This is a genomic window from Actinomadura vinacea, assembly GCF_039532545.1.
Taxonomy (GTDB): domain Bacteria; phylum Actinomycetota; class Actinomycetes; order Streptosporangiales; family Streptosporangiaceae; genus Spirillospora; species Spirillospora vinacea.
The window spans coordinates 184125-200920 of sequence record NZ_BAAARW010000003.1 but is presented as its reverse complement, the minus strand read 5'-3'; the positions used below and the strand labels follow the sequence as shown (position 1 = coordinate 200920).

At 73.5% G+C, this 16796-nt stretch carries 2 protein-coding genes; both read right to left on the bottom strand.

Annotation, left to right across the window (positions count from 1 at the left end; translation table 11 throughout):
* Positions 1 to 5: 5 nt before the first annotated feature.
* Positions 6 to 9014: a type I polyketide synthase gene (locus ABD340_RS05255; RefSeq protein WP_344587321.1), complete on the bottom strand. Its 9009-nt coding sequence runs from the start codon at positions 9012 to 9014 to the stop codon at positions 6 to 8.
* Positions 9001 to 16794 carry a type I polyketide synthase gene (locus ABD340_RS05250; protein ID WP_344587319.1) on the bottom strand — a complete coding sequence of 2598 codons (7794 nt, stop codon included), beginning with the start codon at positions 16792 to 16794 and terminating at the stop codon, positions 9001 to 9003. The genes ABD340_RS05255 and ABD340_RS05250 overlap by 14 nt, the downstream gene beginning before the upstream one ends.
* Positions 16795 to 16796 lie beyond the last annotated feature (2 nt).

Sequence of the window (16796 nt, the reverse complement as noted above, 5' to 3'; positions counted from 1 at the left end):
CCCCCTCATGAGATACCGAATTCCTTGTCGAGGAGTTCGAACATTTCCTCGTCCGACGCCGAATTCAGCGTGACCGACTCGCCCGCGTCCGCGGCCTCGTCGGGAACGGCCCCTTCTCGCAGCTTCCGGAGCAGGACGCGCAGCCGTTTCTCCGCCAGCACCCGGGTGGCCTCGTCCGATACCGAGGCTGTTAGGGACTCCTCCAGCCGGTCGAGCTCGGCGAGCAGTGAGACCGGCGTGCCGCCGACGTCCAGGTCCGCGCACAGGTACTCGGCCATCGCGGCCGGGGTCGGATAGTCGAAGACCAGGGTCGCGGGAAGGGCCAGACCGGTTTCCAGGTCGAGCCGGTCCCGCAGCTCGACCGCGGTGAGCGAATCGAACCCCACCTCGCTGAACGTCCGGTCCTCGGGCACGTCGGCGGAATCCGGATGCCCGAGCACGACGGCGGCCGCGGAACGCACCGCGTCCAGCACCGCCCGTATGCGCTCGGCCTCCGGCAGTCCCGACAGCCGCTTCCGCAAAGCGGGTTCGGCACTGTCCGCGGTGGCCTGCGGCTCCGGTGCGCCGACCGATAGCGCCCGTAGCAGGGGACTTGGACGGGTCATCGTGAAGACCCGCTCGAATCGCGCCCAGTCGACGTCGGCCACCACGACCGCGGTGTCGTCCCCGTCGAGGGCCCGCCGCAGCTCCTGGATCGCGGACTCCGGCGCCATCACCGGCAACCCGAGCTGGCGCATCCGTTCCTGCGCGGCCGGACCGGCGGCCATCCCCTCACCGTCCCACGGCCCCCACGCGATGGAGGTCGCCGCGAGGCCGCGGGCCCGGCGCAGCTCGGCGAGCGCGTCCAGATAGCAGTTCGCGGCGGCGTACCCGCCCTGGCCCGCGCTGCCCCACGCGGCGGCGACCGACGAGAAGAGCACGAACGCGGACAGGCCGGCCTGCTCGGTCAGCTCGTCCAGGTGCCGCGCGCCGAGCACCTTCGCCGCGGTCTGCGCGGCGAGATCCGCGGGGGACGTCTCGGCCAGCGCGCCGCCGTCGGCGATCCCGGCGGCGTGCACCACCGCGGTCAGCGGGTGCTCCGCCGGAACCTCCGCGAGCAGCCCGGCGAGCGCGTCGCGGTCGGTGACGTCGCAGGCGGCGATGGTGACCTCGGCGCCGAGGTCCGCCAGTTCGGCCGCGAGCCGGCCGGCGCCGTCCGCCGCACGGCCCCGGCGGCTGATCAGGAGAAGGTGTTCGGCGCCTTCGCGGGCGGCCCAGCGGGCGACGTGCGCGCCCAGCCCGCCGGTGCCACCGGTGATCAGCACCGTGCCGCGGGGCCGCCACCGCTGGGCGTCGGCGCTCCGGTCAGGGGCCGGGACCAATCGGCGGGCGAAGACACCGGTCGGACGGATCGCAAGCTGGTCCTCCCCGTGGCCGCCCGCCAGCAGGCCGCACAAACGGGACAGCGCGGCCGGGTCGAGCGCCTGAGGCAGATCGATCAGACCACCCCAGCGGTCGGGATGTTCGAGCGCGGCCACCCTGCCCAGCCCCCAGACCTGCGCCTGGGACGGGTCGACCGGATCACCGACGGAAACCGCGCCACAGGTCAGGCACCACAGCGGCGCCGAAACCTCCGCGTCGCCCAGGGCTTGAACGAGCGACAAGGTGGCGGCCAGGTCATCCCCGAGCAACGACACCACGCCATCGATCCCCGGCACCTCGCCGATCCGCGGGGCCAGCGCCGACCGATCGGCGGCCCGCACGGTCAGCGCCTTCGCACCATGCCGGGACAGGGCGTCCACCACCGCCTCGGTGTCCCCGACCGCCTCGGCATCCGCCGGGACGACCAGCAGCCAGGTACCGGTCAGCGCCGGAGCCGGATCGGCGGGCAGCGGCTCCCAATCGACCCGGTAACGTCGGCCGTCCGCGGTCGACCCTCGTGGCCGCGAATCGTTCCGCAGCCAGTAGCGCGCGCGTTGGAAGGCCGACGTCGGCAGGTCCACCCAGGTGGTGGCAGGGAAGAACCGCCGCCAGTCGACCTCGGCGCCGTCCACGTGCAACCGGGCCACCGCGCCGCACACTGACAGTTGCTCGTCCCGGTTCTTCCGCAGCAGCGGGACCGTCACCGCGTCCCGACCGAGCGTGTCGGTGGCCATCGCGGACAACGTCCCGTCCGGGCCGGCCTCGACGAACCGCTGCACGCCCCGCTCCCGCAGCGCGCGCACCCCGTCCGCGAAACGGACGGCCTGCCGCACCTGATCCACCCAGTACCGGGGCGAGCACACCTCGTCGGTCGCCGGCCGGCCGGTCACGTTCGACACCAGCGGGATCCGCGGCGGCCGGTAGGCGAGGCCCTGCGCCACCTGGTGGAACTCGTCCAGCATCGGGTCCATCCGGGGCGAGTGGAACGCGTGCGAGACGTTGAGCCGGGTGGTCTTGTGCCCCCTGGCCCGCCACCGCTCGGCGATCTCGGTCACCGCGTCGCCGTCTCCCGAGATCACCACCGAGGCGGGGCCGTTGACCGCGGCGACGCTCACCCGGTCCCGGTCGCCCAGCGAGCGCGCCACCTCGTCCGGGTCCGCGCGGACGGCCACCATCGCGCCGCCCTCGGGCAGCGCCTGCATCAACCGGCCGCGCGCGGCCACCAACCGGCAGGCGTCCGACAGCGAGAACACGCCCGCGACGTGGGCGGCCGCCAGCTCGCCGATCGAATGCCCCAGCAGGAAGTCCGGGGTGACGCCCCAGGACTCCAGCAACCGGAACAACGCCACCTCCAACGCGAACAGCGCAGGCTGGGCCAGCCCGGTGCCGTTCAGCCGGGGGTCGTCATCGGCGAACATCGCCTCCCGCAGGGAGAATCCGAGTTCGGCGTCCAGGAACCCGCAGGCGTCGTCCAGTGCCTCGGCGAACACCGCGAACCGCTCGTACAGCCCGCGTCCCATGCCCGGCCGCTGGGTGCCCTGGCCCGCGAACAGCACCGCCACCGGGCCGCCGTCCCGCGCCTTCCCTTGGACCACCCCCGGCACGGCTTCGCCGCGGGCCAGCGCGCGCAACTGGTCGAGCGCCTCCGCGTGGCCCTTGACCGGCACGACCGCCCGGTGCGGCAGCGCCGCCCTCGTCGTGGCGAGGGAAAAGCCCACCTCCGTCAGGCCGGACGGCTGCCCTTCCAGGTGATCGGCCAGCCGCTGGGCCTGCTCCGGCAGGCCCTCCGGGGTCGCGGCCGAAAGCACCCACGGCACCACCGCGGGGTCTGGCGCCTGCTCGGGCGGCGCCTCGTCCGTTGCTGCTTCGATGATCTCGGGTGCCTCTTCGATGATCACGTGGGCGTTCGTCCCGCTGATCCCGAAAGCCGAGACCCCGGCCCGGCGGGGCCGCTCGCTCCGCGGCCAGCTCACCGGCTCGGTCAGCAGCCGTACGTTGCCGGCCGACCAGTCCACATTCGGGGTGGGCGCGTCCACGTGCAGCGTCCTGGGCAGCAGCCCGTGCCGCAGCGCCAGCAGCATCTTGATCAGCCCGGCGGCACCGGCGGCGGCCTGGGCGTGGCCGATGTTCGACTTGAGCGACCCGATCCACAACGGCTCCGACCGGTCCCGCCCGTACGTCGCCAGCAGCGCCTGCGCCTCGATCGGGTCGCCGAGCGTGGTCCCGGTGCCGTGCGCCTCCACCGCGTCCACCTCGTCCGCGGCCAGGCCCGCGCCGGCCAGCGCGGCGCCGATCACCCGGCGCTGCGACGACCCGCTGGGCGCGGTCATCCCGTTGCTCGCGCCGTCCTGGTTCACCGCCGTGCCGCGGACGACCCCGAGCACCCGGTGACGGTGGCGACGCGCGTCCGACAACCGTTCCAGGACGACGATCCCGGCGCCCTCGCCCCAGGCGGTGCCGTCCGCCGCGCCCGCGAACGCCTTGACCCGCCCGTCCGGGGCGAGGCCGCGCTGGCGGGAGAACTCGACGAAGCCCTCCGGGCTGGACATCACGGTCACCCCGCCGGCCAGGGCCATGGAGCACTCGCCCGAACGCAGCGCCGACACCGCCCAGTGCAGCGCCACCAGGGACGACGAGCAGGCCGTGTCGACCGTGACCGCGGGTCCTTCAAGGCCCAGGGTGTAGGCGACCCGGCCGGAGGTCACGCTGCTCGCGATGCCGGTCAGCCGGTACCCGTCGCCGTCCGGGCTCGCCGGTGACCATTCCCCGCCGTAGCCGCCATGGGTGGAGCCGACGAACACGCCGGTCGCGCTGCCGCGCAGCGACAACGGGTCGATGCCCGCGCGTTCCACGGCCTCCCAGACCACCTCCAGCAGCAGCCGCTGCTGCGGGTCCATCGCCACCGCCTCGCGCGGGGAGATCCCGAAGAACCCGGGGTCGAACTCGGCGGCCTGGTACAGGAATCCGCCTTCCCTGACGTAGCTCTTGCCTGCCGTGCCCGGTACCGGGTCGAAGAGGCCTGCCACGTCCCAGCCGCGGTCGAGCGGGAACGGCCCGATCGCGTCCCGGCCCTCGGCGAGGAGGTCCCACAGCTGCTCGGCGGACCCGGCGCCGCCGGGGAAGCGGCAGCCGATCCCGACGACCACCACCGGGTCGTCGTCCACGGCGGACGCCGGGGCGACGGCCTCCGCGCCCGCCGCGCCGAACAGCTCGGCGTGCACGAAGCGCGCCAGCGCCGCCGGGTTCGGCTCGTCGAAGATCAGCGTGGCGGGCAGCCGGAGCCCGGTGGCCGCGTTCAGCCGGTTGCGGAGCTCGACGGCGGTCAGCGAGTCGAGGCCGAGTTCCTTGAACGGCTTGCCGGCGGCGATCGCGTCCGGCGCGGAATGGCCGAGCACGACCGCGACGTGCCCGCGTACCAGGTCCAGCAGGGCACGTTCCCGCTCGGCCTCGGGCAGCGCGGCGAACCGGTCGGCCGCGGGCGCCTTCGGCGCGGTCACGTCCTCGGTGGACGGGTCGGACGGGCCGGCCAGGTTCCGCAGGACCGCGGGCAGGACTCCGGCCTCGGCCTGTTCCCGCAGTGCCGCGCGGTCCCAGCGGATCGGCACCGACAGCGCGCGATCCGCGCCAAGCGCGGCGTCGAACAGCGCCAGGCCGTCGGCCGTGGACAGCGGACGGAGTCCCAGCCGGGCCATCCGCCGGAGATCGGCGTCGTCGAGCGTGCCGGTCAGCCCGCTGCGCTCGTCCCAGAGCCCCCACGCCAGGGACACCGCGGGCAGGCCACGGGACCTGCGCTGCGCGGCGAGCGCGTCCAGGAACGCGTTCGCCGCGGCGTAGTTGCCCTGCGCGGCGCTGCCCAGCGTGCCGGACGCCGAGGAGAACAGCACGAACGCGGACACGTCTCCGGCGAGGTCGTGCAGGTGGCGCGCGGCGTCCACCTTGGCCGTGAAGACGGTCTCGAGGTCTTCGCGGGTCAGGGATTCCACGGCCGCGTCGGCGAGCGTCCCGGCGGCGTGCACCACGCCGGTGAGCGGACGGCCGGACGGGATCCGGGCCAGTACCGCGGCCAGCGCGGACCGGTCGGACGCGTCGCACGCCTCGATGGTGACGCCCGCCCCCATGCCGGCCAGCTCGGCCGCCAGTTCCGGCGCGCCCTCGGCCGAGTCGCCCCGCCTGCCGACCAGCACCAGGTGCCGTACCCCGTGCTCGGCGACCAGGTGGCGGGCCACGTTCGCGCCGAGCACTCCGGTACCACCGGTGATCAGCACCGTGCCCTCGGCGTCCCAGCGGGGTGCCGGCGCCTTCGCGGCCGGAGCCAGCCGCGGCATCAGGGCCTCGCCGCGGCGGATCGCGAGTTGCGGCTCACCGGCGGACACCGCGGCCGGCACCGTGCGGGGAACGGCCGCGACCGCGTCCGCGTCCAGGTCGACGAGGACGAACCGGCCGGGCTGGGCGGCCTGCGCCGACCGGACGAGCCCCCAGAGCGCGGCACCCGCGAGGTCGTCGACGCCCTCTCCCGGGGCCGCCTCGACCGCGCGGCCGGTCAGCACGACCAGCCGCGAACCGCCGAACCGGTCGTCGGCCAGCCAGTCCTGGACGACCGCGAGCAGTCCCGCGGTCGCCTCCAGCTCGGTCCGGCCGCCCGTCGCGGGCGAGTACACCACCAGTTCCGGCGCGGCGGCGCCCGCGTCCACGGCCGCGCGCAGGGCCGGCAGGTCCGGATACGACCGGGGGTACGCCCCGGCCTCCCGCAGCGCGGGCAGCACGGCGAACCCGTCGTCGCCGAGGACGGCCCAGTCCGCGGTCCGTTCGCCCGCCGGCGCGGGTGTCCAGTCGAGGCGGAACAGCAGGTCCGGCCGGCGAGGGCCGCCGCTCGGCAGCCGGAAGCTCCGCCGCTGGAACGGGTAGGTCGGCAGGTCGACGCGCCGGGCCTCGGTGAAGTGGCGCCGCCAGTCCACCGGCAGCCCCCGGGTGTGCGCCTGCGCGAGGGCGGTGAGCAGCTGCCGGGTGCCGTCCCGGTCGCGCCGCAGGGTGGCCAGCGCGGTGGCTTCGACGCCCGCGTCGTCGAAGGTGTCGGCCAGCGCGGGAAGCAGGACGGGATGCGGGCTGATCTCCACGAACCGGCGGTGCCCGGCGGCCAGCAGCCCCCGGATCGCGGGTTCGAACCGCACCGTGCTCCGCAGGTTCGTGCACCAGTAGCCGGCGTCCAGCCCGGTGGTGTCGAACCGTTCGCCGGTCACCGTGGAGTGGAACGGGATCTCCCCTTCCGCCGCGGTGATCCCCGCCATGGCGCCGGACAGCTCGCCGCTGATCGCGTCCACCTGCGCGGAATGTGAGGCGTAGTCGACGGCGATCCGGCGGGTCTGGACCCCGTCGGCGTCGCAGCCGCGGACGAACTCGTCGAGCGCCTCGGTGTCCCCGGCGATCACGGTGCTCGCCGGTCCGTTGACCGACGCCACGGACAGCCTGCCGTCCCATGCCTGGACGCGGTCCGCGGTCGCGTCGGCGGGCAGCGCCACCGAGACCATGCCGCCGTGGCCGGAGAGGCGGCGGGCGATGGCCCGCGCCCTGGTGACCACGATCCGCGCCCCGTCGGCGAGGGTGAGCGCCCCCGCGACGCAGGCCGCGGCGATCTCGCCCTGGGAGTGCCCGACCACGGCCGCCGGCTCGACGCCGTAGGAGCGCCACACCTCGGCCAGGGAGACCATCACGGCCCACAGCGCGGTTTGCAGCACCTCCACCCGCTCCAGGGGGTCCCGGGCGCGCAGCACGTCCACGACCGACCAGTCCACGAGGGACGCCAGCGCCGCGTCGCACTCGGCGAGCCGGTCGGCGAAGACCCGGTTCGAGTCGAGCAGGTCGGCGGCCATCCCGGCCCATTGCGAGCCCTGGCCCGGGAACACGAACACCGGCGCCCCGGCCTCGCCCCCGGCCGTATCGGAGACCACCTCGGCCGCGGGTTCCGCGCCGGCCACCGCCGCCAGACCGCGCGCCAGCCCGGCGTGGTCCTCGGCCAGCACGACCGACCGGTGCGCGAAGGTGGACCGGGTGGTGGCCAGCGAGAACCCGAGATCGGCCAGGCCGGGCTCCGGGTCGGCCACCGCGAGGTGCCCGGCCAGCTGTGCCGCATGCGCGCGAAGGGCCTCCGCGGTCTTCGCGGACAGCACCACCGGCACCGGGACCACGCCGTCGCCGGACGGCGTGGCAGGTTGACGGCCAGCACAGACTTCGGCGGGCGGCTGTTCCAGGATGACGTGGGCGTTGGTGCCGCTGATCCCGAAGGAGGAGACCCCGGCCCGACGGGGCCGCTCACTCCGCGGCCAGCTCACCGGCTCGGTCAGCAGCCGTACGTTGCCGGCCGGCCAGTCGATGTGCGAGCTGGGTTCGTCCGCGTGCAGGCTGCGCGGCAGCGAACCGTGCCGCAGCGCCATCACCATCTTGATCACGCCTGCGGCGCCGGCGGCCGCCTGGGTGTGCCCGATGTTCGACTTGACCGACCCCAGCCGCAGCGGAGCGCCGGACCGGTCGCGGCCGTAGGTGGCGAGCAGCGCACCCGCCTCGATGGGGTCGCCGAGGGCGGTGCCGGTGCCGTGCGCCTCGACCGCGTCGATGTCGCCGGCCGTCAGCCGCGCGTTCGCCAGCGCGGCCCGGATGACGCGTTCCTGCGACGGGCCGTTGGGCGCCGTCAGGCCGTTGCTGGCGCCGTCCTGGTTGATCGCCGATCCGCGCAGCACGGCGAGCACCGGATGCCCGAGCCGCCGCGCGTCCGCCAGCCGCTCCACCACCAGCAGGCCGATCCCCTCGGCGGCGCCGAACCCGTCGGCGGACTCGGCGAACGCCTTGCACCGGCCGTCGGCGGACAGCGCGCGCTGGCGGGAGAACTCGACGAACCCGTCCGGCCCGGCCATCACCGTCACTCCACCGGCGAGGGCGAGCGAGCACTCGTCCGAGCGCAGCGCCTGGACGGCCAGGTGCAGCGCCACCAGGGACGACGAGCAGGCCGTGTCCACCGTCACCGCCGGCCCTTCCAGGCCGAGGGAGTAGGCGACCCGGCCGGAGGCGACGCTCGCCGCCTCACCCGTGACCAGGTAGCCGCGCAGCTCCTCCGGGGGCTCACCCGCCTGCGCCGAGTAACCCTGGTGGCTCAGCCCGGCGAAGACGCCGGTCTGACTGCCGCGCAAGGAGAGCGGATCGATTCCGGCGCGTTCGAACGCCTCCCAGGAAACCTCCAGCAGCAGCCGCTGCTGCGGGTCCATCGCGACCGCCTCGCGCGGTGAGATCTCGAAGAACTCCGGGTCGAAATCCGTCGCCCCCTCGAGGAAACCACCGACCTTGACGTAGGTCGTGGCGTCCCCGCCCGGTTCCGGGTCGTGGATCCCGTCGAGGTCCCACCCGCGGTTCACCGGCAGCTCGCCGATGGCGTCCTCGCCGGAGGCCACCAGCCGCCACAGGTCCTCGGGCGAGCGGACACCGCCGGGGAACCGGCAGGCCATGCCCACGATCGCGATCGGCTCGCTGTTCCTGGCCTCCGCGGCGCGCAGCCGCCGCTCGGTCTGGTCCAGCTCGCCCATGACCCGGGTGAGGTATTCGCGCAGCTTCCGCTCATCGGTCGACATCGTCGGAACCCCCCAGTTTCCGGTCGATCAGGTCGAACAGTTCCTCGTTCGTCGCGGCCGTGAATTCGACCGCGGCCTCGGCCCCATCAGGTGGTTCCGCTGAGCTGTCCCGCCACGTCCAGAGCATCGTTTCGAGCCGTTTCGCCAGGACGGCGATGTCGTCGCCGGACGGCGTATCGGTGAACAACGCCTCCAGCCGTTCCAGCTCGGCGAATCCGGGGACGACGCCCTCGCCGTCATCGAGGCCGAGCCCGTCCCGCAGGTGCGCCACCACCGCGTCCGGCGTCGGGAAGTCGAAGACCAGGGTGGACGGCAGGCGCAGCCCGGTCGCCGTACTCAGCCGGTTGCGCAGTTCCACCGCCATCAGCGAATCGAATCCGAGCGAGCGGAACGGCCTGCCCGCTTCGATGGCGTCCGGCGCGTTCTCGTCCAGGGTGAGGTGCCCGAGCACCGCGGCCGCGTGCGACCGAACCAGCTCGTGCAAGGCCCGATCCCGCTCGGCCCCTGACATCCCGGCCAGCCTGGCGGGCAGCTCCCGCTCGTCGCCGGTGCCCACGGCCTCAGCCTCCGGGACCTCCGCGGCCTCTGGGATCTCGGCGAACAGCGCCGTGGGCCGCTTGGCCCGGAAAGCCTGCGCGAAACGGCCCCAGCGCAGGTCGACGATCATCGGAACGGCCTCGTCCCGGTCGATCGCCTGGTGCAGGGCGGAGGTGGCCGGCTCCGGCTCCAGCTCGTGAATGCCTTCGAGACGGCCGCGGGCCCCGAGGCCGTCGGCGGCCATGCCGGTCGCCCGCCACGTGCCCCACGCGACCGCCACGGCCGGCAGCCCTTCGCCACGGCGGAACCCGGCCAGCGCTTCGAGGTAGGCGTTCCCCGGCGCGTAGTTCCCGAGCCCGGGCAGCCCGAAGGTGGCCGAGAACGACGAGAACAGCACGAACGCCGACAGCGGCGTACCGAGGGTCAGTTCGTGCAGGTGCCGGGCGCCGAGCGCCTTGACCCGCAGCACCCGCTCCATCCGCTCCGGGGTCAGCGAGCCGACCACGCAGTCGTCCAGTGCCGCGGCGGCGTGGAACACCGCGTCCAGCGGATGCTCCTCCGGCAGCCGCGCCAGCACGCCGGCCAGCGCGTCCCGATCGGAGACGTCACAGGACTCGATCGTCACCTCGGCCCCGAGCTCCGCCAGTTCCGCGGCCAGTTCCGCGGCGCCCGGCGCGGCGCTCCCCCGGCGGCTGACGAGCACCAGGTGGTCGGCCCCTTCCCGGGCCAGCCACCGCGCGATGTGCGCACCGACGCCGCCGGTCCCGCCGGTGACCAGCACGCTGCCGCGCGGCTTCCAGTTGCGGGACGGCGATGTCACGGGCGCGCGAACGAACCGCTGGGCGTAGACCGTGCCGGATCGCACCGCCAGCCGATCCTCGGTTCCGATCCCGGCGAGCACCGCCGCGAGCGGGGCGACCGTACCGTCATCCGGCTCGACGGGGAGATCGACCAGGCCGCCCCAGAGCCGGGGGTGTTCCAGCGCGACCACCTGACCGAGCCCCCAGACCTGCGCCTGCACAGGCGCCGGCGGCGGCTCGGCGGGTCGCACGCCCACGGCGCCACGGGTGGCGCACCAGAGGGGCACCCCGATGCCGTGCTCTTCCTGCGTCCGTATCAGGTCCTGGACGAGCGACACGGTCGAGGCGAGTCCGGTGGGCAGGGCCGTGTGGCCGGGGAGGGGCGTCTCGTCCAGCGCGAGCAACGACAGCACTCCGGCGATGTCGCCACCCGCATCCGCGCGAAGCGCCTCCGGCAGTTGTCCCGGGGACACTCGCCGGACCCGCGCGCCGTATTCGTCGAGCGCGGTCGCCCATTGCTCGGCCGCCGGAACCTGATCGTCGGGCACCACAAGCAACCACGTCCCCGGCAAGGCCGCCGTGTCTGGCACCCGCACCGAGCGCCATTCCACGCGGTACCGCCAGTCCTCGATCCGCGACCGGGTGGGCGGCGGCCCGTCAAGCCAGAACCGCCGCCGCTGGAAGGGGTAGGTGGGGAGGTCGACGGCTTTGGTGTTGGGCAGGTGTGTGTCCCAGGTGACGGGGAGGCCCTGGGTGTGGGCTTGAGCCAGGGAGAGGAGCAGTTGGTGGTGGGCGTTGCGGTCTCGGTGCAGGGTCGAAAGGACGCTCGCCTCGTCGCCCAGGGTGTCGCCGAGCGCGGGGGTGAGGATGGGGTGCGGGCTGATCTCCAGGAAGTGCTGGTATCCGTCCCCGCGGAGCCGGTCGATGGTTGGGGCGAACCGCACGGTCTGCCGGAGGTTCGTGACCCAGTAGCGGCCGTCCAGGGCGGCGGTGTCGGCCGGTTCGGTGGTGACGGTGGAGTACAGCGGAATGTGGCCCGTCGCGGGGGCGACTCCGGCCAGGTCGTCGATCAGCCGGTCGGTGATCGCATCGACGTGGGCGGAGTGGGAGGCGTAGTCGACCGGGATGCGGCGGGCGCGGATCCCGGCCGCGTCGCAGTCGGCGAGGAACTCCTCCAGCGCGGCGGTGTCTCCGGCCACGACGGTGTCGGTGGGGCCGTTGATCGAGGCGATCGAGACACCGGCCGGAACGCGTTCGGCCGTTTGGTCGGCCGGTAGCGCCACGGCCACCATGCCGCCGTGCCCGGACAGTTCGTCGGCGATCGCGCGGGCCCTGGTCATCACCACCCGCGCACCGTCGGCCAGCGACAGGGCTCCGGCGACACAGGCGGCGGCGATCTCGCCCTGGGAATGGCCCACCACCGCGGCGGGCCGCACCCCGTATGAGCGCCAGACCTCGGCCAAGGACACCATCACCGCCCACAACGCGGCCTGGACGACCTCGACCCGCTCCAACGCCACCCCTTGGCGGAGAAGGTCGGTGACGGAGAAGTCGGCGAAGGGCCGCAACGCCGCATCGCACTCGGCCAGCCGGTCGGCGAAGACCCGGTTCGAGTCGAGCAGATCGGCGGCCATTCCGGCCCATTGCGAGCCTTGACCGGGGAACACGAAAACAATCCGGCCATCGCCCGCCCGGGCGACGCCCTCCACGACGTCCGGCGTCGGGAGGCCATCCGCCAGCGCCGCCAACCCGGCGCGAGCCTGCGGGAGGTCGGACGCCAGCACCACGGCGCGGTGCTCGAACGCCGTCCGCCGGGTCAGGGAGAACGCCACATCCGCCAGGTCGTGCGCGTCCACAGACGACACCAACCGCCCGGCCTGCGCACGCAACGCGTCCCGGGACCGGGCCGACACGACCAGCGGCAGCGGGTAGGTCGGCTGGACGGGTTGTGCGGCCTCAGCCCGTTCGGTGTCGTGTGCTTCTTCGATGATCTCGTGTGCTTCTTCGATGATCTCGTGTGCTTCTTCGATGATGACGTGCGCGTTCGTGCCGCTGACACCGAACGCGGACACGCCCGCCCGGCGCGGCCGGTCGGTCTCCGGCCAGGGCACCGGTTCGCTCAGCAGCCGTACCGTGCCCTGGGACCAGTCGACGTGCGGCGTCGGGGCATCGGCGTGCAGCGTCCTCGGGAGCGTCCCGTGCCGCATCGCCATGACCATCTTGATCACCCCGGCCACCCCGGCGGCGGGTCCGGCATGCCCGAGGTTCGACTTGAGCGCGCCCAGCCACAGCGGCCGGTCCGACGACCTGTCCCGGCCGTAGGTCGCCAGCAGAGCGTCCGCCTCGATCGGGTCACCCAGGGTGGTACCGGTGCCGTGCGCCTCCACCGCGTCGACCTCATCGGCCGCGACCTGGGCGTTGGCGAGGGCGGCCCGGATGACGCGCTCCTGCGCCAATCCGTTGGGTGCGGTCAGTCCGTTCGAGGCGCCGTCCTGGTTCACCGCCGAACCGCGCAAGACCGCCAGCACGCGGTGCCCGTTCCGGCGCGCGTCCGACAACCGCTCCAACACCAGCACCCCGGCACCCTCAGCCCAGATCGTGCCGTCCGCCGAAGCCGCGAACGCCTTGACCCGGCCGTCCGCGGACAGCGCGCCCTGCCGGGAGAAATCCGCGAACGACGCGGGCGTGGACATGACCGCGACGCCGGAGGCCAGGGCCAGCGAGCAGTCGCCGGAACGCAACGCCTGACCGGCCAGGTGCAACGCCACCAGCGAGGACGAACAGGCCGTCTCCACGCTGATGGCAGGCCCCTCCAAGCCCAGCGTGTAGGCGATCCGTCCCGAGGCGACGCTGGACATGTTGCCGGTCGCCACATGCCCTTCGACGGATTCCGGGGGCTCGGCCAGCCGCGACACGTAGTCTTGGGTGACGATCCCGGCGAACACGCCGGTCGGACTTCCCTTCAGCGACTCCGGATCCAGGCCGGCGTGCTCAAGGGCCTCCCACGAGGTTTCCAGCAGGACCCGCTGCTGCGGATCCATGGCCAGCGCTTCGCGCGGCGAGATGTCGAAGAACTCGGGGTCGAACCCGGTGGCGCCGTCCAGGAAGCCGCCCGCCTGGACGTAGTCCCCGCCGCCGAGATCCCAGCCGCGATCGGTGGGGAACGGCGTGATGGCGTCCCGGCCGGAGTCGACCAGCCGCCACAGCCCGTCCGGAGACTCGACCCCGCCTGGATACCGGCACGCCATCCCGATGATCGCGATCGGATCGTCCGCGACCGGTTCCCGAGGCCGCGGCTCGCTCGGCTCGGCCGCGGCCTCGGCGGCGGACGAATCGAGCTCCAGCTCGTCCAGGATGTACCGGGCGAGGGCCGCCGGTGTCGGATAGGTGAAGACCAGGGCCGCGGGCAGGGTCAGCCCCGTGGCGGCGCTGAGCCGGTTGCGGAGTTCGACCGCGGTGAGCGAGTCGAAGCCGAGTTCCTTGAAGCTCCGGTCGGAGATCACGTCGTCCGGCGCGGCGTGGCGCAGCACGGCGGCCACCTGCGCGCGGATCGCGTCGAGGACGATGCGCTGCCGACCGGTTTCCGGTGCCTCCGCCAGCCGCCGGCGGAATTCCGGCTGCTCGGGCTCGGCCACCGCGATGTGGTGGCCCGTGGCGGGACGGGCTTCCGGCGCGTCGAGCCAGTAGCGGCGGCGCTGGAAGGCGTAGGTCGGCAGGTCGATCCGGCGGTGGCCAGCGGACGCGAACGACCGCCGCCAATCCACCGGCAGGCCACGCACATAGCCCTCGGCCAGCGCGGCCGTCAACCGCCGGACGCCGCCTTCACCACGCCGCAACGTCCCAACAGCAACGCCCTCGGCCCCGGCGTCGTCGAAGATGTCCTGGAGCGCGGGGACTAGCACCGGATGCGGGCTCACTTCGACGAAGAACCGGTGCCCCGCCGAGGCCAGCGCACGGACGGCGGGATCGAATCCGACCGGCCGACGCAGATTCGCCGCCCAGTACTCCGCGTCCAGCAGCGCGGTGTCGGTCCATTCGCCGCACACCGTGGAGAAGAACGGGATCTCGCCCTGGGTGGGGGCGAGCCCGGCCAACGCTTCGGTGATCTCTTCGGTGATCGCCTCTACCTGCGGCGAATGCGAGGCGTAATCCACCTCGATACGCCGGGCACGAACCCCCTCGCGCTCGCAGGTCGTCAGCAACTCCTCCAGCGCACCGACCTCACCGGCGACGACCGTGCTGACCGGACCGTTCATGGAAGCGACCGCGAGCGCATCGCCCCACGGCTCCAACAGTTCTTCCGCCTTGGCGACATCGGCGGCCACCGCGACCATGCCACCGCGTCCTGACAGCTTCTCGGCGACGGCCTTGGCTCTGGTCACCACGATCCGTGCGCCATCAGCCAAAGACAGACCACCGGCCACACACGCGGCGGCGATCTCGCCCTGCGAATGACCCACCACCGCCGCGGGCTCGACGCCGTGTGAACGCCACTCCGCAGCCAGGGAGACCATCACCGCCCACAACGCGGGCTGCGCCACATCCACACGATCCAGCGGCAGACCATCACGCAGCACACCCGCCACCGAGAAATCCACCAACGGCCGCAACACCGCATCACACTCAGCGAGACGGGCCGCGAACACCGGACTGGAATCCAGCAGCTCCGCGGCCATCCCCGCCCACTGCGAACCCTGACCCGGGAACACGAACACGACCGAATCGGGGAGTTCGTCGTCGACCGTGGCCACGCCCCGCACCACGTGCGGAGCCGCGTCGTCCGAGGAGACGGTGTCGAGACCGCCCAGCGCCTGCTGGTAACCGTCCGCCAGAATGACCGCCCGGTGCTCGAACGCCGATCGGGTCGTCGCCAGCGACCAGGCCACGTCTGCCAGACCATGGGCGTCCACGTGCGGCGACAGACGCTCAGCCTGTGCCCGCAGCGCCTGGGGTGATCGGGCCGAAACGACCAGCGGCACCGGGTAGGTCGGCTGAACGGGTGGTGCGGCTTCAGCCGGTTCGGTGTCGTGTGCCTCTTCGATGATCTCGGGTCCGTCTTCCAGGATCACGTGCGCGTTGGTGCCGCTGACACCGAACGCGGACACGCCCGCCCGGCGCGGCCGGTCGCCTCGCGGCCACGGCACCGGCTCGGTCAGCAGCCGTACCGTGCCCGGCGACCAGTCGACGTGCGGCGTCGGGACGTCGGCGTGCAGCGTCCTCGGAAGGGTCCCGTGCCGCATCGCCATGACCATCTTGATCACCCCGGCCACCCCGGCGGCGGCGGACGTGTGGCCGATGTTCGACTTCACCGACCCGAGCCACAACGCGCGTTCCTGCGGCCGGTCCTGCCCATAGGTGGACAGCAACGCCTGTGCCTCGATGGGATCGCCGAGCTCGGTGCCGGTGCCGTGCGCCTCCACCGCGTCGACCTCATCGGCCGCGACCTGGGCGTTGGCGAGGGCGGCCCGGATGACGCGCTCCTGCGCCGGCCCGTTCGGTGCGGTCAATCCGTTCGAAGCGCCGTCCTGGTTCACCGCCGAACCGCGCATCACGGCGAGCACGCGATGCCCGTTCCGGTGCGCGTCCGACAACCGCTCCAGCAGGAGCAGTCCGGCCCCCTCGGCCGGGCCGAAGCCGTCCGCGGACGCGCCGAACGCCCGGCACCGCCCGTCCGGGGACAGCGCCCGCTGCCGGGCGAACTCCACGAACCCCATCGGGCTGGACATCACCGTCGCGCCGCCCGCAACGGCCAGCGAGCATTCACCGGAGCGCAGCGCCTGACCGGCCAGGTGCAGCGCCACCAGCGAGGACGAGCACGCGGTGTCCAACGTCAGCGCGGGCCCCGCCAACCCCAGCTCGTAGGCGATCCGCCCGGAGGCGACACTGGCGAAGTTGCCGGTCGCCAGGTAGCCGTCCACGACCTCGGGCACCGGCCGGTGACCCCAGGCGTAGTCCGTCATGCTCAACCCGACGAAGGTCCCGGTGGACGATCCCCGCAACGACTTCGGGTCGATGCCCGCCTGCTCGAACAGCTCCCAGGCGATCTCCAGCAGCAACCGCTGCTGCGGGTCCATGGCCAGCGCCTCGCGCGGCGAGATGCCGAAGAACTCCGCGTCGAACGCGGTCGCGCCGTGCAGGAAACCGCCGCCTCGGACGTAGTGCGTCCCGGATCGGGCGGCGTCCGGGTCGTAGAGGTCGTCCAGGTCCCAGCCCCGGTCGGCCGGGAACTCGGTGATCGCGTCCCGGCCGTCGGCGACCAGGGTCCACAGTTCTTCCGCCGACCCGACGCCGCCCGGATACCGGCAGGCCATGCCGACGACGGCGATCGGTTCGTCGTTCGCCGCCTGCGCCTCCCGCAGGCGCTGCCGGGTGTCCCGCAGGTCACCCATCACCCGCTTGAGATACGCGAGAAGCTTCTCGTTCTCCTCCACCGGTTCCCCCATTC

Bases quoted from the DNA above. Each gene is read 5' to 3' on its own strand.
- ABD340_RS05255 (WP_344587321.1), bottom strand. From the start codon at position 9,014: ATGTCGACCGATGAGCGGAAGCTGCGCGAATACCTCACCCGGGTCATG.
- ABD340_RS05250 (WP_344587319.1), bottom strand. From the start codon at position 16,794: ATGGGGGAACCGGTGGAGGAGAACGAGAAGCTTCTCGCGTATCTCAAG.